An 18,664-nucleotide genomic window follows, 5' to 3' on the forward strand; every position below is an offset into this window, starting at 1 on the left:
ATCGGGGCGAAGGGGGATCGGTGCTGCCATGGGGATCGCTCCGGCTGTTTGCCAGAGTGACTCACAATCCGCGGGTCTTGGGAATCCCCTATCGTGAGTCGGGGTCAGCGCTCATTGGTATAACACGGTCGCGGCCTCTGCGAGGAGGCCCTACCCGAAAAAAAGGCCCGGCACCCCCAAGGGTATCCGGGCCTTCCTCCACCGATCGGCACGGCGAGGGCGGGGCTGCGCTTTGGCCGTGCCGATGTCGGGTGCGGAGATCAGATCCAGTAGGGCGGCACGCCGTAATGGCGGTGGACCGATTCCTCGTAAGTCCGGTCATACAGCCGCCGCTCGTCGCCGCGGTCGTAAGTGGGGGCGTTTTCCAGCTGGTCACGGGTCAGATTGACCACATAGCCCTCTTTCGAGGTATCGTATTTCAGCACGTCCCAGGGAACCGGATGGTATTTCTCGCCGATGCCCAGGAAGCCGCCGAACGAGAGCACGGCATAGGCCACGCGACCGTTCAGCTTGTTGAGCATCACACCAGAGACCGAGCCGATCTTCTCGCCGTCGGCGCCGTAGACCGAGGTGCCTTCCACCCGGTCGGCGGAAATGAGGTTCGAGGTTTCGGTCGTGGCAGGGGTGGCCATCTGAGCGTCCTTCCTCTTGCTGTCCATGCCCGCCGGCCGGCGGGTACGGACGGCTCAACGCTTGACCGGATCCTTTGTTCCCGGCTTTAAACTGGTTTAAACTCCACCAATAATTTTCAGCTAGCTTGAACTATTGAATCATGTCAACTTTTGCCCGCTCCGGAAACATCGGAACCCGCGCGGGGGCATGCTACTTTCATAAGAAAGGTCTCTACGAACTGTGGCACGGGCGTATCCTCGCATGAGAGACATCTATACCAGAAAATCGCCGCGATCCGGTGACTGCCTCATCGATAAAATGGGGTATTACCTGGAACTGTCCCGACAGGACATAGAACATCTCACCGATCTGCAGCGACAGGAACAGACATGGCGGGTCCGGGATGTGGTGCGCGAAATGGGCGCGCCCACGGAAATGTTCTATGTCGTCAAGACCGGCTGGTGTTTTTCCTACACCATCATGGCCGATGGCCGCCGGCAGGTGCTTCAGATCCATCATCCGGGCGATGTGATCGGCATTCCCGACATCGCCTATGAACACGCGGTCACCGGCCTGCAGGCCGCGACCGACCTCTGTCTCTGCCCCTTTCCCAAAAGCCGGCTGGACACGATCTTCACCGACAGCCCGCGGTTGACGGCGCTGATCATGACGCTCGGCATGATCGATCATGTGGTTCTGCTCGACCGGATCCGCACCATCGGCCGGATGAATGCCGACGAGCGCGTGGCGCATTTCCTGCTCGAAATCCTCAGCCGGCTGCGCATCACCAACCCCGATGTCGGCGACCGCTTCGAACTGCCGCTCAGTCAGGAACTGGTCGGCGACACGCTGGGGCTGACCAATGTCTATGTCAGCCGCACCCTGTCGCTGATGGAACGCGCCGGGCTGATCGAACGCATCGACCGGTCGATCCGCATTGCCGACGAGCAGGGCCTGCGCGACATGGCGGATTTTCAGGACCGCTATTACCGCATCGACACCTCGTGGTTCCCGGGCGGGGCGCTGGAAAAACTGTCGGCCGGCGCCTGAGCGGCCGCCTTCGGGCTGCGACCCCGGGTCCTCTGGTCATGGGCGGGCGGCCTTGATAGGGTCGGCCCGTTCCGCATCACGCGGACCCGGCCGGAGGTCTGCCCCCCATGTACACCACCATCCGTCTGCGCAATGTCAGGGCCTGGGCCGATAGCGGCGATATCGCGCTGGCCCCGCTCACCCTGTTCTACGGTGCCAATGGCGCCGGCAAAAGCAGCATCGCCCAGGCGCTGGACGCGCTCGGCCGCATCGCCGATCGCGGTTTCACCGACCCCGCGGCCCTGGTCGCCGCCCTGCCGGCCGATGCCGTGCGCGACATGATCCGCGACCGCGATCCCACGCGGCTGATCGGCATCGATCTGGCCTGGCAGCCGGATGCGTCGATGCAGGCCGCCCTGGTGCAGGGCGCGCGCCGGCTGGCAGTGTCGGTCGAACTGGGCCTCGATCCGGCCGGCCGGCCGCGGCTGCACGGGCTTCACTGGACCGTGACCGACAGGGCCGACCGCCCGCTGCGGGTGGTGGCGGTGCATGACGGCCACCCCGTGGACAAGGATGCGGCCGCCATCGATGTTCTGGCCGCCGCCACCGCCGCCGCGGTCGGCGGTTTCGTGATGCTGGGCCCTCTGCGTGCCCGGCCGCGGCGCAGCTATGCCGTGCCGGCGCGGGTGCCGGCCGATGTGGGGCCGCGCGGGCAGGGGGCCGTGCCGGCCATGGCCGCGGCCGACCGCGCCGGCCGCCGGCTTTCGATCGGCGATGGCGCCGCGCGCGGCTTTGCCGACATGATTTCCGACCGTCTGGCGACCCTCGGCCTGGTCGCGGGGGTGGATCTGGTCGATGCCCCGGGCGGCGTGGCGCTGATCGCCCGCGGCCGGCGCGGCGGCCAGGCCCCCTTTGCCGAGGCCGGGTTCGGCCTGTCGCAGGTGCTGCCGGCGGCGGTGGCGGCCTTTCTGGTGCCGGCCGGATCGACACTGTGGCTGGAACAGCCCGAGCTGCATCTGCATGCGGCCGCCCAGGCAGCGCTGGGCGATCTGCTGATCGACGCGCTGGAGGCCCGCGAGTCCGGCCGCGCCCGCCATCTCCAGATCCTGGTCGAGACCCATTCCGAGCCGCTGCTGAACCGCATTCAGCGTCGCATCGCCGAGGCGCGGCTGGCGGCCGACCGCGTGGCGGTGCACTGGTGCCCGGGCACGGTGCCCGCCACCATCGAGCGGCTGGAGATGGACGAGACCGGCGAGATCCTGAACTGGCCCGACGACGTGTTCGGCGACGAGATGGCCGATGTCACCGCCCGCGCGGTGGCGGCGGCCGCCCGCCGCAAGGCCCGCCGGGCGGGCGAGGGCGGGGGGGAGGGCGGGGCATGACCGGATCGGCCGAACGCCCGCGGCGGATCATCGACACCAATGTCCTCCTCATCGCCAACGGCGCCCATGACGATGTCGGCCCCGACTGCGTCGCAGCCTGTGCGCTCACCCTGCAGGAGATACTGCAATCCGGCCGGGTGGTGATCGATGACGGCTGGGCGATCCTGGAAGAATACGGCCACAAGCTGCGCCCCAATCGCGGCAAGGGGCCGGGGGATGTGTTCCTGAAATGGCTGCTGCGCCAGGCCGGCAATCCGGCGCGCTGCGAACAGGTCACCATCACCCCCGACGAGGCCCGCGGCTGGGCCGAATTCCCCGACGATCCGGCGCTGGGCAATTTCGATCCGCCCGACCGGAAATTCGTCGCCGTGGCCTCAGCCCACCCCGCCCATCCGCCGATCCTGCAGGCGGCGGATTCGAAATGGCTCGACTGGGCGCCCGATCTGGCGCATCACGGGGTGGAGGTCCGCTTCATCTGCAAGGGTGAGGCGCAGCGTTTCCACCAGAACAAGTTCGGCCGATGACCGGTTTCTTCCGCTTTCCCCAGACCGCCCATGTCGCCTGGCTGGGTGCGGGCGCGCCGCGCGACGACAAGCTGCTCTCGCCCGACGAGATCGATCACCTGCTGGATGGCCCGGTGGTGATCGAAGAAAAGGTCGACGGCGCCAATCTGGGCCTGTCGGTCGATCCCGAGACCGGGCTGGTGCGCGCGCAGAACCGTGGCCAGTATCTTCACGCCCCCTTCACCGGCCAGTTCGAGCGGCTGGGCGACTGGCTGGCGCTGCATGAAGACCGGCTGTTCGATGCGCTGGCCATCGACCGGCTGATCCTGTTCGGCGAATGGCTGGCCGCCCGGCATTCCCTGGGCTATGACGCGCTGCCCGACCTGTTCCTGGCCTTCGATGTCTACGAGCGCGAGACCGGGCGCTTCCGCAGCACCAGGGCCCGCAACGGCCTGGCGCAGCAGATCGGCATCGAAACCGTGCCGGCCCTGTTCACCGGCCGGGTGACCGACGGCGTCGACGGGCTTCTGCGCATCCTGACCGGCGCCCGCAGCCGCTATCGCGACGGCCCGCCCGAAGGCATCGTGATCCGGCGCGAGGACGACACCCACCTCATCGCCCGCGCCAAGCTGGTCCGCGCCGATTTCACCCAGGCGATCGGCGAGCACTGGCGCCGTCGGGCGATCGAGTGGAACCGGGTTCAGCATTAGAACCCTAACTATTTATTTTGCGGATATTTAACAATTAATGATTGAGAACACCCAGCCGAATCGGGACAATCCCCTGGTCACGTAACCACGCGCAGACCTCCGTCGCCCGCCCGCCGCATCTGCTTTTGCCAGCAGCTGCGCTCGGCTCTCTGCATGCCCGGCGCCGGTCGCCCCGGGCGGCGACGCGAAGCTGTGCCGCCGACCGGGAGGTTTTCCGTGAGTCGTTTCTGGCAACATATCGGCCGTCTGGGTCAGGGGTTGGGGCTGGCGCTTGTGCTGGCCGTCGCCGCCGCCCTGCCGGCGGGTGCGCAAAGTACCCATACCGCATCCGATCTGACCGACCGCTATTACAACACCGCCGCCGATTGCGGCGGGCCCTCGCGCCCGGCCTTCCTGTGCTCGGGCGTCATCTTCCGCGGCACGCGCTATTCCACCGCCTATCATTCCTGGGATCCGAGCCCCACATCGGTGCGGACGGGCGGTGTGTCCTTCTCGTATCTGCGCGCCGATGCGCGGTTCGAAAACCTCGCCTTCAACTATCATAACGGCTACACCGTCTATCCGATCTTCGGTGCGCCGTCCTGGGCGATGGACTTCAATTTCGTCTGTGCCTTCCCGCTGGACGGCGCCACCGATGCGCGCACCGATCAGGGGTGCGGCAGGCGGACCGACGACACCACCAATCGCAGCGCCCCCTGCCAGTCGATCGGCGTTCTGACCGCCGAGCAGTGGCTGAGCACCTATCAGCCGCATAATTCCAGCACCGGGTTCCGGGCCTGCGGCTTCACCGTCGCCGACCACACCAACCCGCCCCAGGGCACGGCCTACGCCTTCCAGCAGGTCATCCGGGCGATGAACCAGCTGGGCCCGGTCTCTCTGGGCCAGCAGAACGAGATGCGCGCCGCCACCTGGGCGCAGGGCATCGGCGACAAGCTGCCGATCGAATCCTTCTTCTACCTGGCCAATGCCGGCGATCAGGCCCTGCTGGATGCGCGCGGCGACCAGGCCGACTATTACCGCACCACCGGCCGGTTCGTGCCGGTGATCCGCATGACGCTGCCCACGGCGAACAAGAACGCCACCTTCCACTATGTCGATGCCGACCAGGCCATCAAGCCGGCGGCGGCGGCGGCCTGCCCGCAATATATCGAACGCGGCAGCTGGACCACCCATCCCGGCTCACCGCATCTGAGCCTCAGCCTGGTGCCGACCGATTGCGCCCGCAATGTCGCGGTTTCGGCGGCAGGCGCCGTCTTCGCCGAGGTTCAGGCCAAGTTCGGCGCCACGCCCCAGTGGCACAACCCGGCCGGCATGGCGGCGCAGCTGAGCTGCCATATCGAAATCGCCCGCCACAAGGCCGAATGGAACCTGGAACCCGACCGTCGCGCCGACAGCCCCGAGCAGACCCGCAAGGAAGACTGCAACCCGCCCTTCGTCTGAGCCTTGCCCGCCCCCCCATGAAAAACCGCCGGGGGCGATATCGCACCCGGCGGTCTTCATTGTCCGGTCTTTCGGTCGTCGGGCCCGATCAATGCGCCTGTGCCGGCGGGTGCAGCTGGTCCAGCACCTTGCGCAGCACGCCATGGGCCACGGCCACCTCGGTGACCTCGCCGACCAGGGCATGATAGCGCGCCTGCGCGCCCGCGGCCTCGCCGGCCTCTGCGGTCGCAAGGCTGTCGGGCCCCGGCCGCACCAGGGCGGCAACCTCGCCTGCATGCCGCGCCACATCCCCGGGCCCCGGCGGCGGCAGGCGCCGCGGGCTGCGGGTCTCGTCGATTGCGACGATCAGATCCGAAATCGCCTTCAGCCAGGCGAAATCCGGATGCCCCGTCACCAGCGACAACCGCTGATACGGATCCGCGGCCGCACCGAACCGCTCCAGCTCGGTATCGAGCATCGCCTTGTGAACCTTGATCAACGCCGCCGACAACAGCTTCAGCGCAGCGCGGGGGTCGGTGGCAGGCAGGCGGTCGATGGCGGTCATGCGATCGCGTCTCCTTCATCTCGCCGGTTGCGGAACCGGGAATATGTAGCGATCCGACCGCCCGATGTCATCCGCCCGGCCATGTCACCGATCGATGGCAGCCATCCGGTCCGGCGCATAGCGATCCCCCGCCACCGCCTCGGCCGGCAGGGCGGCGCCGATGGTGGCGCGATCCTCCGCCGTCAGCTGCAGGGCCAATGCCGCCAGATTGTCGTCCACCCGCGACGGCCGCGAGGCGCCGAAGAGGGCGATCACCGGCGCGGCATCCGTTCCTGCCGCCAGCACCCAGGCCAGCGCCAGGGCGGCGGGGGTGGTGTTGCGTTCCGCGGCCAGTGCCGCCAGCCGGCCCGCGAGGTCGGCATTGCGGGCAAGGTTTTCGGGCGCGAAGCGGGGGTAGATCTTCCGTCCGTCATCGGCCGCAAGCCCGCCGCCGCCGACCGATCCGGCAAGCAGGCCGCGGCCCAGCGCGCCATAGGCGACGAAGCTGGTCCCGGTCTCGGCGCAGGCGGCGAGCAGGCCGTTTTCGGGCTCGCGAGAGACTAAGGAAAATTCGCTCTGCACCGCGGCGATCGGGTGAATTCCTGCGGCTTTTCTAAGGGTTGCGGGTGAAACTTCGCTCAACCCGATCTGTTTCACCCGCCCCTTCCGGACCTCGTCGGCCATGGCGCCGACCGTCTCTTCCACCGGCACATCCGGGTCCAGCCGGTGCAGATACCACAGGTCGACGACATCGGTGCCCAGCCGGCGGAGGCTCGCCTCCAGCGCCAGCGGCACCCGTTCCGGCCGGCCGTCGATGCCGCGGATATCGCCGCCGCCCTCGGGCTTCACGAAGCCGAATTTGGTGGCGATCTGCACCCGCTGCCGCAGGCCGGGGCGGGCGGCCAGCGCCCGGCCCACCAGCTCCTCATTCGCGCCCCAGCCATACATGTCGGCCGTGTCGATCAGGGTCACGCCCCGATCGACGGCATGGTGAATGGTGCGCAGGGCCTCGCCGGCGTCGCGCGCGCCATAGCTGCCGGTCATCGCCATGCAGCCCAGGCCCAGCACCGGCACGGCCGGCCCACCCCGGCCCAGGGGGACGTTCGGAAGCGCGCGGGACATCATGCCGTCTCCTTTCCGCCGGCCGCTGCGGCGGGCTGTCGTCCAAGATTGCGCAGCGCCGCCCAGGTGTCGGGCGTCCAGCTGCGCAGGGCGGGAAGTTCCGGGCCGGCGGCGCCTTCCAGGCGTCGGCCGCCATCGATCGCCAGCACCTCGCCGGTAATATAGCCGGCCCCGTCCGAAACCAGGAAGGCGGCCAGATCCGCCAGTTCCTGCGGCCGGCCGGTGCGGCCCAGCGCCACCCCCGCCTCGGCCGGCGGCAGATCGGTGCCCGCGGGCCGCAATCGGCCGAAGGCGCCCTCGGTCGGGAAGGGGCCGGGGGCGATGCCGTTCAGCCTGATCCCCGCCGGCCCCCATTCCACCGCCAGCGAGCGGATCATCGCCAGCACCCCTGCCTTGGCCATGGCCGAGGGCAGCTTATAGGGCGCACCGGTCAGGGCCGACTGGGTCAGGATGCACAGCACCGCGGCCGGCATCCCGGCCGCGATCCAGCGCCGGCCGGCGGCGAGCGTCACATTGGCCCCGCCCTTGAGCACGATATCGACCACCGCATCGATCGCCCGCGGCGACAGCGTCTCGGACCGGGCGAGGAAATTGCCGGCGGCCGAATTGACCAGGATGTCGACCGGCCGGCTGCGGAAGGCCTGGTCCATCATCGCCTCGACCGCATCGGCATTGCGGACATCGCACGGAAAACAGTCGACCGCCACGCCGTGATCGGCGCGGATGCCCTCTGCCGCCGCCTCCAGCACGGCGGCCCGCCGCCCCACCAGCACCAGATCGGCGCCGAGTTCGGCATAGCGCCGCGCAATGGCGAGCCCCAACCCGGACCCGCCACCGGTGATCAGCGCCCGACGGCCCTGAAGAAGCCCGGATGTGAACATGGATCACTTCCTTGAGTGTTTAGAATGCCTTAGTAAGACACAAGGCCCGGCAGGTAGAGGCTCAGCTCCGGCAGCGCGATCAGCAGCGCCAGCACGATCACCTCGCCCACCAGGAAGGGCATCACCCCTTTGAAGCCCACCTCCACTTTGGTATTGGCGGCGCCCGAGGCCACGAAGACGTTCATGCCCAGCGGTGGCGTCACCAGCCCGATTTCGGCGGTCTTGGTCACGATGATGCCGAACCAGATCGGGTCGTAGCCCAGCGACATCACCAGCGGGAAGGTCAGCGGCAGGGTCAGGATGATGATCGCCAGCTGGTCGATGAAGAAGCCGAGCAGCAGATAGATGCCGATGATCACCAGCAGAATGCCCCAGGGCGGCAGCGGCAGGGTGCCGACCCAGTCGATCAGGTTCTGGGGGGCGCGGGTGGCGGCCAGGAAATAGCCGAAGATCATCGCGCCGATGATGATCGCGAAGATCATGGCGGTGGAGCGCAGCGTGTGGCGCAGCGCCACGCCGAATTCCTTCCGCCCCAGACCGCCCCAGCCGAGGCCGATGACCAGCGCCCCGGCTGCCCCCACGGCGGCCGCCTCGGTTGCGGTGATGGCGCCCGAATAGATCCCGCCCAGCACCAGGCAGACCAGGATCGCCGCCGGCCAGACCGGCAGGATGGAGGCCATGCGCTCCTGCCGGCTGGCCTTGGGCGCCGCCGGCGCAATCTCGGGTCGGCGCTTCACCCAGACCAGGATGACGGTGGCATAGGCGATGGCGGTGAGGCAGCCCGGGATGACGCCGGCCATGAACAGGCTGCCGATCGAGGTTTCGGTCAGCACGCCATACATGATCAGCCCCATCGAGGGCGGGATCATGATCGACAGCGTGCCCGCCACCGCGACCGTGCCGACCGCCAGCCGGTCGTCATAGCCGTATTTGCGCATTTCGGGCACCGAGATCCGCGCCATCGCCGCCGCGGCCGCGGTGCTGGAGCCGGCCAGCGCCGCAAAACCGGTGGAGGCGACCACGGCCGCCAGCGCCAGCCCGCCGCGGACATGGCCGATCCACAGGAAGCACATCCGGTAGAGATTGGCCACGATCGACGACCGGGCCAGCAGCTCCGCCATCAGGATGAACAGCGGGATGGTCGAGAGCAGGAAATTGGCGGCGGTGCGATAGGGCGTGGTCTGGAGCACGCCGAGGGTCGGGATCCAGCCGATCGCCATCGCGGCACCGACCGCGCCGGTCACACCCAGCGCATAGGCGATGGGCATGCCGATACAGATCAGCACCACCAGCGCCATCATGGGGAGGGCGACTTCCATCGGGGCGTCTCCTCAATTCGTCCGGGGCAGGTGGTCGCCCGCAGGCATTGTCGGTCCGGCATCTGCCGGTGCCTGGGGCATCGCCTCGTCGGCCGGCGCGTCATGGGGCAGCACCGGCATACGCCCATCCACCACATGCGGCACCAGCATCGCCCCGCGCAGGGCCAGGCGCAGCGCCAGCACCGCCGAGCCGATGGCGACCAGCGCCCAGCTGGGTGCCGTCGGCAGCGGCATGGCGCCGCCCGTCCAGCGATTGGCCTTGAAATTCATCCAGGCGGTGTCGCCGGCCTTCCAGGCGATGGCGCCGAACAGCAGGGCGGCCGCGATCATGTAGATCACGTCCAGGCCGAGCCGCAGCCGCACCGGCATCAGGTTCAGCAGGATGTCGACCCGGACATGGCCGTCGACCCGTTCGGTGCCGGCCAGGCCGAAAAACACCACGGCCATCATCAGATAGAATTCGGTGATCTCGTAAGCCGCCGTCACCGGCGAGGCGAACAGATAGCGGCCGCCGGCATCTGCCACCGTCAGCACCATCATCAGGATAAGCGCCGCCATCGCGGCGCCGTCGAGCAGGGTTTCCAGATGGCTGACCGCGCGGTCGATCAGTCTCATGGGGCGCGTCTCCTTCCCGGGGCGGGCCGGTTGCGAAGGGGGAATGCAGCAATGCCGGCAGGTCCCGAAGGGGGGCCTGCCGGTGCGGCGAAAGGGCCGGTGCCGGCCCTCAGCGGCTGGTCATCAGCTCTTCCCATTCGTGGAAGACGCGGGTTGCGGGCAGGCCGCGGCCGTCATAATCCTTCACCCAGGCGGCCTGAACCGGCTTCAGCTTGCCGGCCCAGACCGGCACGCCCGAGGCCGGGATGGCATAGACCTCGCCACCCCGCTTTTTCAGGTCGGCGGCAAAGGTTTCGGCGCGCTCGACATAAAGCTTCTGGATGTAGTCATCCATCTCCTTGCCGGTCTTGATCAGCAGGTCCTGGAGATCCTTGGGCAGCTTCTGCCAGACGTTGTCGTTGATCACATAGAGCGTCGGAAACAGGCCGAAATTCAGGTTGCTGGTCGAATAGCGCAGCTGTTCTTCCAGCTTGTAGCCGCCGGCGGTCGGGATGTTGAACAGCGAGCCGTCGACCGTGCCGCGCTGAAGTGCGGGATACAGGTCCGGCGCCGGAATGGCGACCGCGATGGCGCCCAGCGCCTCGACACTGCGTTCCTGAATGCCGCCCGACGAGCGCAGCTTCACGCCCTTCAACTGGTCGGGCGTCAGGATCTTGGTCTTGGTGGTCATCAGCTGATAGGCATGGGTGACGGAGGCCTGGATCACCCGCACGCCCTGGGGCACGTATTCCACCTCGTTCAGCGTGCCGAGGGCGAGTTCGGAATAGGCGGCACCCTGTTCGCGCGGGTCCGACTTGTTGCCGACCAGCGGAATGGCCGAGACCGTCGACAGCGGCAGGCGGTCGGAGATATAGAGCGGCGCCGCATAAGAGATGTCCGAGATGCCGTTGATCGCGGCATCCAGAAGATCGGATGATTTCGCAAGCTGTTCAGCGGGATAGATCTCGAACTTCAGACGGCCGTTCGACTGTTCGTCGACCAGCTTGCCCCAGTATTCCATCGCGATCGCGCCGGTGTGGCGGGTCGGGTAGGAATGGGCGACGCGCAGCGTGATCGGATCCTCTGCGGCAGCAGGGCCGGTGGTCAGGGCGACGGCCGCGGCGACGAAGGTGGCGGCGCCGGCAAGCCGGCGGGTCCAGGATGACATGGGTTTTCTTCCTCCCAGTGCCGGCGGACCTCTTCTTTGTGGAGGCCTGCCCGGCGTTGTCGTTGGCGTGGTGGGGTGTGCGGCTGCCGGGGTCACTCCCCGGCGGCGGCAAGTGGTTGGGGTGTTTCTGCGGCGGCGGGGGCGAGGCGCGCCAGGGCATCCACCGCCACCACCCCGTCCGGGCGCACGAAAATCGGGTTCACGTCGATTTCCTGCACCCGGTCGGCGGTGGCGAGCGCCAGATCCGACAGCCGCACCACCAGATCGGCCAGCGCCTCGATATCGGCGCGGGGCCGGCCGCGGGCGCCGTTCAGCAGGGCCATGGATTTCAGCCGGCCGATCATGCGCAGCGCCTCCGCCCGGTCGACCGGGGCGGGGGAGACCGCGACATCCTTCAGGATCTCGACGAAGATGCCGCCGGCCCCCACCATCACCAGCGGCCCGAAATCGGGGTCGACGGTCACGCCGGCGATCATCTCGATCCCCGGTGCGGCCATGCGCTGGACCAGCACGCCGTGGATGTCGATCCCGGGCAGGGCGGCCGCGACCGGGCCGGTCAGCCGGGCATAACCATCCCTTATCGCTGCCTCGCCCTCGACATTCAGCAGCACGGCGCCGGCATCGGTCTTGTGCGGCAGCTGCGGCGACATCAGCTTCAGCGCCACCCTGCCGCCAAGCCGGGCGGCCGCGGCCACGGCGGCATCGGCGCCGGTCACCAGCTCTTCGTCCGTTACCGGAATCCCGGCGGTGGCGAGCAGGCGCTTGGCCTGAACCTCGGTCAGCACGCAGGCGCCCGCCGGCAGCCCGGCCAGTGCCGCCCTGCCGTCGGGGGCGGCGGCGGGGCCGGCGTCGGCCTGGCCCTGCCGCTCCACCGCCTCGCGATAGCGCACCAGATGGGCCAGGGCGGCGGCACAGCCGGTCAGCGTGGTGAAGATGGTGGTGCCGAGCCCGGCCATCAGTGCGGCCACCTCGGGGCTGGGGGGCGTGTAGGAATAGAACACCACCGGCTTGCCGGCTTTCGCGATCGCCGCTTTCAGCGCCTCGGGCGAGAAGGCGGCCACCGCGCCCACGCTGCCCAGCGGTGCCACGATCACCACCGCATCGGCCTCGGTGCTGTCCGCCAGCGCCTCGATCACCGTGTCGAAGGCGGAAAGCCCCTGGGCGGTGATGTCGACCGGGTTCTGGGTTGCGCCATAGCTGGGGATCAGCGGCCGGATCCGCGCCTGCAGCTCGTCCGACAGCAGCGGCACGGAGAGGCCGGCCTGTTCGATCGCATCGGCCATCCACGAGCCCGACCCGCCCGACGAGGTGACGATCGCCACCCGCCGGCCGCGGGGCAGGCTGCCCACCGAAAAGGCGGCGGCGATGTCGATCATCTCGTCCTGGTCGTCGGCGCGGATCACGCCATAGCGATCGAAGATCGCATCATAGGCGGCATCCGATCCGGTGAGGCTTGCGGTATGCGATGCGGCGGCACGCTGGGCCGCCGGCGACCGCCCCACCTTGGCCATGATCACCGGCTTGCCCAGCCGGGCGGCTTTCTTCGCAACCGGAATGAGTTTGTCGCCGTTCTTCACCCCTTCGATGAACATCATCAGCTGCGCGACCCGGGGGTCGTCGAGCAGGGCATCGGCGAAATCCAGCGCCTCCAGATCGGCTTCGTTGCCGGTGGCGACGACATGGGTGAAGGGCAGGCTGCGGCGCACGCCGCGATTATAGAGCGCGAAGCCCAGCCCGCCGCTCTGGGCGACCACGGCGACGCCCTGATCGGGCACCGGCGCATCGACCGGCGCGATTTCGGCGGCCGGGCTGAAGGTGGCGGCGGTGCGGTCCAGGATGTTGTAGAAGCCCATGGCATTGGGGCCGATGATGCGCAGGCCCGTGCGGCGCGACAGCGCCACCATCTGCGCCTGAACCTCGGCCATCTCGCCGCCCTCTTCGGCGAAGCCCGACGAGAAGATCACCGCCGCCCCCACCCGGGCCGCGGCGCAATCCTCCAGCACGCCCAGAACCAGATTGGCCGGCACGGCGACCAGCGCCAGATCGACCCCGCCCGGCACGTCACCCACCCGCGGATAGGCCTTCAGGCCCTGAACCTCGGCCCGGCTGGGGGTCACGGGAAACACCTCGCCGGTATAGCCCCGCTTCAACAGCAGGTGCATCACCCGGCCACGAATGCGCACGATATCGTCGGAGGCACCAACCACCGCAATCCGCCCCGGGGAGAGCAGGCGGGCGATATCGGCGCTTTGGGAAGTTGTGGTGGTCATATCGGACGGATCACCATCTTGGGGGAGGGAGGCTTAGAACGAACGGCCGGGATCGCACCCACCGGCTTCACCGGCCAGCCGCAGCCGCGCACCTTGCGCGGCTGCAAGCCGCCATTGCGGCGGCGGCCAAGGGCGCGGAGCGCCCGCCCGGCGAGGGACTTACAGACTCGTCAACATCGGCCAAAGCGCATCCCCGCCCCGGCCTGCGATGTCGCGGCCCAGCCGTTCCTGCCAGATCGCCTCGTTGCCGAACTCGTCGCGCCAGCTCCACAGCCGGCGGGTCTGATAGTGCAGCGGGTGTTCGCGGGTGAAGCCCATCGCGCCCATGATCTGGTGGGCGAGGGCGGCACCCTCGGTCGCCGCCTGGCCGGTGCGCGATTTGGCGAGCGCCGCACGCAAGGGCGAGCTGCTGCCGTCTTCGGCAAAGCCGATTTCGGCTGCGGCACTCGCCGCCGCGGTTTCGGCCGCCAGCACCGCCAGCATGTGCTGCACCGCCTGGAACTTGCCGATCGGGCGCCCGAACTGCTCGCGCTCGCCCGCATAGGTCAGCACCTGGGCGAGCGCGCCCGAAAGGGCGCCGGCGATCTGGACGGCGCGGAAGGCCGCCCCCATCGCCAGGACCTGGCCGGCCGCATCTTCGACCGCCGCATCCTCGACCGCCGCCGAGGCGACCGGTGCCTCGCCTGCGAAGCTGAGGTCGTCGCGCGCCTCGCCCGCCAGGTTGATGTCGGCAGAGACCGCCGCCGGCCGGGCCGCCACGACGATATGTTCCGCGCCGCGCCCGTCGCGGGCGGCAAACACCACCTGCGACAGATGGCGGCCAAAGGGCACCCGGCGGAGCGTGCCGGTCAGCTGCCCGCCCTCCAGAGACACGCCCCCGGCATCGGCGACGCCGATCCCCGTCAACCCTTCCGCGGCCTCGGCCAGCCCTGCCGCTTTCAGCAGCCGGCGTGCGGCCATCACCTCGGCCAGCGGCACCGGCAGGGCGTGGCGGGCGACATGGCGCACCAGGGCCTGCATCTCGGCCGGGCCGGTCATGTCGTCGTCGATGGTGTCGGCATCGGTGATGCCGGCGGTTTCCATCGCCTGCCACAACCGTTCGGGGAAATTGCCGCCATCGGCACCCTCGCGCATATCGCGGGTCGCCTCCACCGCGACCAGCCGGTCGACGGTGCGCAGCATCATGTCCAGGATATCGTCGCTCATCTGAGGCCTAGCCCCCTTGCGATCATGCCTCTCAGGATCTCGCGGGTGCCGCCGCGGATGGTGAAGGCCGGTGCGGCCACGACGGTATGGCCCAGCAGGGCGGCCAGGTCGGCATCCTCGCGGTCGATCCGGGGTTCCAGCGCCAGCAGCCGCCGCGCGACCTCGGGGATCGACTGTTCGAAGGCGGTGCCCAGATCCTTGACCAGCGCCGCCTCGGTCGCCGGGCGCAGATCGCGATCCAGCATGCCGGCGATGGAGGTGGACATCCGGCGCAGCGTCGCCAGTTCCGCAACCTTGCGGCCGATTTCGACCGCGGCCATGCGGTCGGGCTGCGGGCCCGACCCGTCGATGATCTCCAGCAGCAGCTGCACGGTGCTGAGAAACCGGTCGGGGCCCGAGCGTTCGAAGGCCAGCTCGCCGGTCACCATGGTCCAGCCGCTGCCTTCCTCGCCGATCATCATGTCGTCGGGGGCGAAGACGCCGTCGAACACCACCTCGTTGAAATCGTGCCCGCCATAAAGGTTGTAGATCGGCCGCACCTCGATGCCCTCTGCATCCAAAGGTACGATGAACTGGCTGAGACCCGCGTGGCGGTTGCTGTCGCTGCGCGCCGCGGTGCGGGCCAGCACGATCAGGTAATGGGCGCGGTGGGCGTTGCTGGTCCAGATCTTGCGGCCGGTGATCCGCCAGCCGCCATCGACCTGCACCGCCCGCGTGCGGGCGGCGGCCAGGTCCGACCCCGAATCCGGCTCGGACATGCCGATGCCGAAGAAGCAGGTGCCGGCGCAGATCTTCGGCAGGATCTCGCGTTTCGCGCGGTCGCTGCCGTGGTGGAGGATCTGGTGGCCGCTCTGGCGGTCGGCCACCCAATGGGCGCCCACCGGCGCGCCGCCGGCCAGCATTTCTTCCGTCATCACATAGCGTTCCAGGGCCGACCGGCCCCGCCCGCCATAGCTCTCGGGCCAGGTCATGCCGATGAAGCCGCGGCGGCCGCATTCGGCGCTGAAGGCCGGGTCGAAGCTCGACCAGGAATGGCGTCTGGGCGTGTAGAGGCCGGTGTCGCGTGCCTCCTTCAGGAAGGCGCGGACCTCGGTCCTGATGGCTTCGGCGGCCGGCGGCATGGCCGTCGGCGCGAAGGTGAATTCCTGCATCTCGGCTCTCTCCGGGGGATGCGCACGGCGAAAGCGCGCGGCCGGGAGGCGCCGCCGGCTGGCAGGCATACCTCCGCCTTCATGCCGCCCGGGGGAAACCGCGCGGCATCAAGGGTCTGGCCAATGGGCTCTCGTGCTTGTTCTGCCCGGCAATGACAGCCCGAAACGCCGGTGTCTGTGTAGGTAAAAATTCGTTTGTGCAGTGCGATTTCATATATGAGTTTTGACAACGCGGCACGTCACCGCTAGGGTGCGAGAGAACAAGATCCTTGGGGGCCATCTGATGAGCCGCGACGTGGTCAAGTCGGCGGCACGTGTCATTCACGTGCTGGAGTATTTCGACGACGTCCGCCGGGCGGCGTCGGTGTCGGAAATCGCCGAGCATCACGACTGGCCGATCTCCAGCACCTCGGTGCTGATGCGCTCGCTGGTCACGCTCGGCTATCTCGATTACGAGGCGGGCACCCGCACCTACATGCCCACCACCCGCGTCGCCCTGCTCGGCAACTGGATCCAGGCCAACCTGTTCAAGGACGGCCAGTTGATGCATCTGATGGAGTGGTTGAGCGAGAAGACCGGCGAGACCGTGGTGCTCGCCGCGCGCAACGGCCTGGGTGTCCACTACATCCAGGTGATCCAGGCCACCAACACCATGCGCATGTCGGTGCGCCTCGGCACCGTCCGGCCGCTCTGCTGGTCGGGCTCGGGCTGGATGCTGCTCTCCACGCTCGACGACGACACCATCCGCAAGCTCGCCCAGCGCCACAATGCCGATGTGGCCCCCGTGGCCTCGCCTGAAACCGGCGCCCTGTCTCTGCCGGGCCGGCGCGTCGACATCGCCGAGCTGATGGAGGTGATTGCCGACGTCCGGACCAAAGGCTATGCCTTCTCGGCCAACCAGGTCACCGCCAATGGCGGGCTGATCGCCATGCTGCTGCCCACGCTTCCCGGCGACAAGCCGCTGGTCATCGGCCTTGCCGGCCTGACCAGCGTGCTCGACGCCAATCTCGACCGTTTCGTCGCCCTGCTGCGCGAGGGGATCGCGCTTCATATCGGCTGAGTCTCCCCACACCGCCTCCCCAAATAACCGGAAGGAAACGCCCAGATGTCCGAAGCCGTGCTCTACGACGAAGTCGACGGCGTCGTCACCCTTACCCTCAACGAGCCCGAGACCCGCAACGCCATTTCGCCGGCGATCGTCGATGCGCTGGTCGGCCATGTCGAGCGGATCAACACCGACATGTCGGTGCGCTGCGTGATCGTGACCGGCGCCGGCGACGGTTTCTCCTCGGGCGGCAACGTCAAGCAGATGCGCGACCGCGAGGGCATGTTCGGCAACGAGCCGGTGCAGATCCGCCGCGGCTACTGGTACGGCATCCAGCGCATCCCGATGGCGATGTATTCGCTGGAAGTCCCGGCCATCGCGGCGGTCAACGGTGCGGCGGTCGGCGCCGGCTGCGATCTCAGCCTGATGTGCGACATCCGCCTTGCCAACACGAAGGCGGTCTTCGCCGAAAGCTTCATGCGTGTGGGCCTGGTTTCGGGCGATGGCGGGGCCTGGTTCCTGCCGCGCGTCGTGGGCTATTCCCGCGCCGCCGAGATGACCTTCACCGGCGATTTCGTGAAGGCGGAAGAGGCCGAGCGCATCGGCCTGGTCTCCCGCATCGTCCCCGACGACCAGCTGATGGACGAGGCCCGCAAACTCGCCCGCCGCATCGCCGCCAACCCGCCGCACAGCCTGCGCCTGAACAAGCGCCTGCTCCGCGACAGCCAGGGCGTGCCGCTGCCCACCGCCCTCGAAATGGCCTCCTGCATGCAGGCCCTGGTCCAGAGCACCGAAGACCAGCACGAAGCGGTCAGCGCCTTCCTCGACAAGCGCGCGCCGGAATTCAAGGGGCGGTGAGGGGCCAAGGTCGGTGAGGTTCAAGGGGCGGTGAGCGTCGGGCCGGATCTGCGGCATCCCTGGTGTCGCCCACCCCCCTGCACCATATAGTTTCTGCTCACCCCATATGGTCGTTGCCGACCGGGGGATGGTGCGACACGCCGGAGATTGGCATAATCCGCTGACCCCGGAATGGGAGGCTGGCCCATGAAGATGAACGTATCCCTTACCGATGATCTGGCGCATTTTGTCGAAACGAAAGTCGCTGACGGGCGCTACAAGTCGTCCAGCGACGTGATCCGTGATGCCCTCCGCCTGATGGAGAGGGTTGAGCGCCAGGAGGCGGAAAAACTGGCGGCTCTACGTGCGGCCTGGCAGGAGGGGATCGACAGCGGTGATGCCGGCGAGATCGATTTCGATGTCCTGCGGCAGAAGGCTCGCGCCCGGTTCCTGGCTGCCCGCAGAGCCGATCAGGGAGATGCCGGCGCGTGAGCGGGCGCGTCCGCTTTACCAGCCGGGCCGAAACTGACCTCCTCGATATCTGGTCGCATCTGGCCGGCCAGGCTGGCGTGGAGGTGGCTGACCGTATCTCTCAACGTATTGAGACGGCGTGCAGGCGTCTCGGAACCTGGCCGGAACTCGGCCCCGCCCGAAAAGAGATCGCGGAAGATGCACGTGGCCTGGTGATCGAGCGCTGGGTCGCTTTTTACCGGATCGATGGTGCCGATGTGCAGATCGTGCGCCTGCTCGACGGCGCGCGCGACCTCACGACGCTCGATTGGCCATCAAGTGGACGGCACCCCGAGCGTGGCCCATAAGCAGCCATTGCCCACCATCTCATCCTCCCCACTGTAGCACCACCGTCACTGGCA

The 18,664-nt window shown here is 68.3% G+C and carries 19 protein-coding genes; 9 read left to right on the forward strand and 10 right to left on the reverse strand.

What is annotated here, in order from left to right:
- Positions 1-260: 260 nt before the first annotated feature.
- Positions 261-632 carry a PRC-barrel domain-containing protein gene (locus WI697_RS02970; protein ID WP_345957294.1) on the reverse strand — a complete coding sequence of 124 codons (372 nt, stop codon included), beginning with the start codon at positions 630-632 and terminating at the stop codon, positions 261-263.
- A 298-nt stretch (positions 633-930) separates the two neighbouring features.
- On the opposite strand from WI697_RS02970, the gene WI697_RS02975 reads away from it, so the two are divergent.
- The 5 genes from WI697_RS02975 to WI697_RS02995 all read left to right on the forward strand — a co-directional run bounded on the left by WI697_RS02975 (position 931) and on the right by WI697_RS02995 (position 5,676).
- Positions 931-1,662, forward strand: a complete 732-nt coding sequence (locus WI697_RS02975) for a Crp/Fnr family transcriptional regulator (RefSeq protein WP_345957295.1) — start codon at positions 931-933, stop codon at positions 1,660-1,662.
- A 107-nt stretch (positions 1,663-1,769) separates the two neighbouring features.
- A complete protein-coding gene (locus tag WI697_RS02980) occupies positions 1,770-3,023 on the forward strand; it encodes an AAA family ATPase (RefSeq protein WP_345957296.1) in 1,254 nt (417 codons plus the stop codon).
- A complete protein-coding gene (locus WI697_RS02985) occupies positions 3,020-3,547 on the forward strand; it encodes a hypothetical protein (protein WP_345957297.1) in 528 nt (175 codons plus the stop codon). The genes WI697_RS02980 and WI697_RS02985 overlap by 4 nt, the downstream gene beginning before the upstream one ends.
- Positions 3,544-4,236 carry an RNA ligase family protein gene (locus WI697_RS02990; RefSeq protein ID WP_298641535.1) on the forward strand — a complete coding sequence of 231 codons (693 nt, stop codon included), beginning with the start codon at positions 3,544-3,546 and terminating at the stop codon, positions 4,234-4,236. Before WI697_RS02985 ends, WI697_RS02990 begins: the two co-directional genes overlap by 4 nt.
- A 216-nt stretch (positions 4,237-4,452) precedes the next feature.
- Positions 4,453-5,676, forward strand: coding sequence for a DUF2599 domain-containing protein (locus WI697_RS02995; RefSeq protein WP_345957298.1), 1,224 nt, complete (start codon positions 4,453-4,455; stop codon positions 5,674-5,676).
- A gap of 88 nt (positions 5,677-5,764) precedes the next feature.
- Here the strand turns inward: WI697_RS02995 and WI697_RS03000 are convergent, their stop codons facing one another.
- The 9 genes from WI697_RS03000 to WI697_RS03040 form a co-directional block, all read right to left on the reverse strand.
- On the reverse strand, positions 5,765-6,220 hold the full coding sequence (locus WI697_RS03000; RefSeq protein WP_062770049.1) for a hypothetical protein: 456 nt from the start codon (positions 6,218-6,220) through the stop codon (positions 5,765-5,767).
- An 84-nt stretch (positions 6,221-6,304) separates the two neighbouring features.
- Complete coding sequence (locus WI697_RS03005; protein WP_385999908.1) at positions 6,305-7,321, reverse strand: aldo/keto reductase; 1,017 nt, start codon at positions 7,319-7,321, stop codon at positions 6,305-6,307.
- Positions 7,321-8,202 carry an SDR family oxidoreductase gene (locus WI697_RS03010; protein WP_062770054.1) on the reverse strand — a complete coding sequence of 294 codons (882 nt, stop codon included), beginning with the start codon at positions 8,200-8,202 and terminating at the stop codon, positions 7,321-7,323. Before WI697_RS03010 ends, WI697_RS03005 begins: the two co-directional genes overlap by 1 nt.
- Before the next feature lie 29 nt (positions 8,203-8,231).
- The gene (locus WI697_RS03015) at positions 8,232-9,521 is read right to left on the reverse strand and encodes a TRAP transporter large permease (protein ID WP_345957300.1); all 1,290 of its coding nucleotides are present in this window, start codon (positions 9,519-9,521) and stop codon (positions 8,232-8,234) included.
- Between the two features lie 12 nt (positions 9,522-9,533).
- Positions 9,534-10,136: a TRAP transporter small permease subunit gene (locus WI697_RS03020; RefSeq protein WP_345957301.1), complete on the reverse strand. Its 603-nt coding sequence runs from the start codon at positions 10,134-10,136 to the stop codon at positions 9,534-9,536.
- A gap of 109 nt (positions 10,137-10,245) precedes the next feature.
- Positions 10,246-11,283, reverse strand: a complete 1,038-nt coding sequence (dctP, locus tag WI697_RS03025) for a TRAP transporter substrate-binding protein DctP (protein ID WP_345957302.1) — start codon at positions 11,281-11,283, stop codon at positions 10,246-10,248.
- Between the two features lie 92 nt (positions 11,284-11,375).
- Positions 11,376-13,553, reverse strand: coding sequence for an acetate--CoA ligase family protein (locus tag WI697_RS03030; RefSeq protein ID WP_345957303.1), 2,178 nt, complete (start codon positions 13,551-13,553; stop codon positions 11,376-11,378).
- 159 nt (positions 13,554-13,712) lie between these two features.
- Positions 13,713-14,759 (reverse strand): acyl-CoA dehydrogenase family protein, encoded by a 1,047-nt coding sequence (locus WI697_RS03035; RefSeq protein WP_345957304.1) that lies wholly within the window; start codon positions 14,757-14,759, stop codon positions 13,713-13,715.
- A complete protein-coding gene (locus tag WI697_RS03040; RefSeq protein WP_345957305.1) occupies positions 14,756-15,910 on the reverse strand; it encodes an acyl-CoA dehydrogenase family protein in 1,155 nt (384 codons plus the stop codon). The genes WI697_RS03035 and WI697_RS03040 overlap by 4 nt, the downstream gene beginning before the upstream one ends.
- 283 nt (positions 15,911-16,193) lie before the next feature.
- Between WI697_RS03040 and WI697_RS03045 the strand changes: the two genes are divergently transcribed.
- The 4 genes from WI697_RS03045 (at position 16,194) to WI697_RS03060 (ending at position 18,610) form a co-directional block, all read left to right on the forward strand.
- The gene (locus WI697_RS03045) at positions 16,194-16,970 is read left to right on the forward strand and encodes an IclR family transcriptional regulator (protein WP_345957306.1); all 777 of its coding nucleotides are present in this window, start codon (positions 16,194-16,196) and stop codon (positions 16,968-16,970) included.
- A gap of 45 nt (positions 16,971-17,015) precedes the next feature.
- Positions 17,016-17,813, forward strand: a complete 798-nt coding sequence (locus tag WI697_RS03050; RefSeq protein ID WP_062770074.1) for a crotonase/enoyl-CoA hydratase family protein — start codon at positions 17,016-17,018, stop codon at positions 17,811-17,813.
- Between the two features lie 186 nt (positions 17,814-17,999).
- Positions 18,000-18,284: a type II toxin-antitoxin system ParD family antitoxin gene (locus WI697_RS03055; protein ID WP_345957307.1), complete on the forward strand. Its 285-nt coding sequence runs from the start codon at positions 18,000-18,002 to the stop codon at positions 18,282-18,284.
- On the forward strand, positions 18,281-18,610 hold the full coding sequence (locus WI697_RS03060; protein WP_345957308.1) for a type II toxin-antitoxin system RelE/ParE family toxin: 330 nt from the start codon (positions 18,281-18,283) through the stop codon (positions 18,608-18,610). The genes WI697_RS03055 and WI697_RS03060 overlap by 4 nt, the downstream gene beginning before the upstream one ends.
- The last annotated feature ends 54 nt before the right edge of the window (positions 18,611-18,664 follow it).

Source organism: Tistrella mobilis (genome assembly GCF_039634785.1).
GTDB lineage: Bacteria > Pseudomonadota > Alphaproteobacteria > Tistrellales > Tistrellaceae > Tistrella > Tistrella mobilis.

What these genes read in the sequence shown, in the direction of transcription:
- WI697_RS02970 (WP_345957294.1), bottom strand. Translation starts at nt 632, where the DNA reads ATGGCCACCCCTGCCACGACCGAAACCTCGAACCTCATTTCCGCCGAC.
- WI697_RS02975 (WP_345957295.1), top strand. Translation starts at nt 931, where the DNA reads ATGGGGTATTACCTGGAACTGTCCCGACAGGACATAGAACATCTCACC.
- WI697_RS02980 (WP_345957296.1), top strand. Translation starts at nt 1,770, where the DNA reads ATGTACACCACCATCCGTCTGCGCAATGTCAGGGCCTGGGCCGATAGC.
- WI697_RS02985 (WP_345957297.1), top strand. Translation starts at nt 3,020, where the DNA reads ATGACCGGATCGGCCGAACGCCCGCGGCGGATCATCGACACCAATGTC.
- WI697_RS02990 (WP_298641535.1), top strand. Translation starts at nt 3,544, where the DNA reads ATGACCGGTTTCTTCCGCTTTCCCCAGACCGCCCATGTCGCCTGGCTG.
- WI697_RS03000 (WP_062770049.1), bottom strand. Translation starts at nt 6,220, where the DNA reads ATGACCGCCATCGACCGCCTGCCTGCCACCGACCCCCGCGCTGCGCTG.
- WI697_RS03005 (WP_385999908.1), bottom strand. Translation starts at nt 7,321, where the DNA reads ATGTCCCGCGCGCTTCCGAACGTCCCCCTGGGCCGGGGTGGGCCGGCC.
- WI697_RS03010 (WP_062770054.1), bottom strand. Translation starts at nt 8,202, where the DNA reads ATGTTCACATCCGGGCTTCTTCAGGGCCGTCGGGCGCTGATCACCGGT.
- WI697_RS03015 (WP_345957300.1), bottom strand. Translation starts at nt 9,521, where the DNA reads ATGGAAGTCGCCCTCCCCATGATGGCGCTGGTGGTGCTGATCTGTATC.
- WI697_RS03020 (WP_345957301.1), bottom strand. Translation starts at nt 10,136, where the DNA reads ATGAGACTGATCGACCGCGCGGTCAGCCATCTGGAAACCCTGCTCGAC.
- dctP (WP_345957302.1), bottom strand. Translation starts at nt 11,283, where the DNA reads ATGTCATCCTGGACCCGCCGGCTTGCCGGCGCCGCCACCTTCGTCGCC.
- WI697_RS03030 (WP_345957303.1), bottom strand. Translation starts at nt 13,553, where the DNA reads ATGACCACCACAACTTCCCAAAGCGCCGATATCGCCCGCCTGCTCTCC.
- WI697_RS03035 (WP_345957304.1), bottom strand. Translation starts at nt 14,759, where the DNA reads ATGAGCGACGATATCCTGGACATGATGCTGCGCACCGTCGACCGGCTG.
- WI697_RS03040 (WP_345957305.1), bottom strand. Translation starts at nt 15,910, where the DNA reads ATGCAGGAATTCACCTTCGCGCCGACGGCCATGCCGCCGGCCGCCGAA.
- WI697_RS03045 (WP_345957306.1), top strand. Translation starts at nt 16,194, where the DNA reads ATGAGCCGCGACGTGGTCAAGTCGGCGGCACGTGTCATTCACGTGCTG.
- WI697_RS03050 (WP_062770074.1), top strand. Translation starts at nt 17,016, where the DNA reads ATGTCCGAAGCCGTGCTCTACGACGAAGTCGACGGCGTCGTCACCCTT.
- WI697_RS03055 (WP_345957307.1), top strand. Translation starts at nt 18,000, where the DNA reads ATGAAGATGAACGTATCCCTTACCGATGATCTGGCGCATTTTGTCGAA.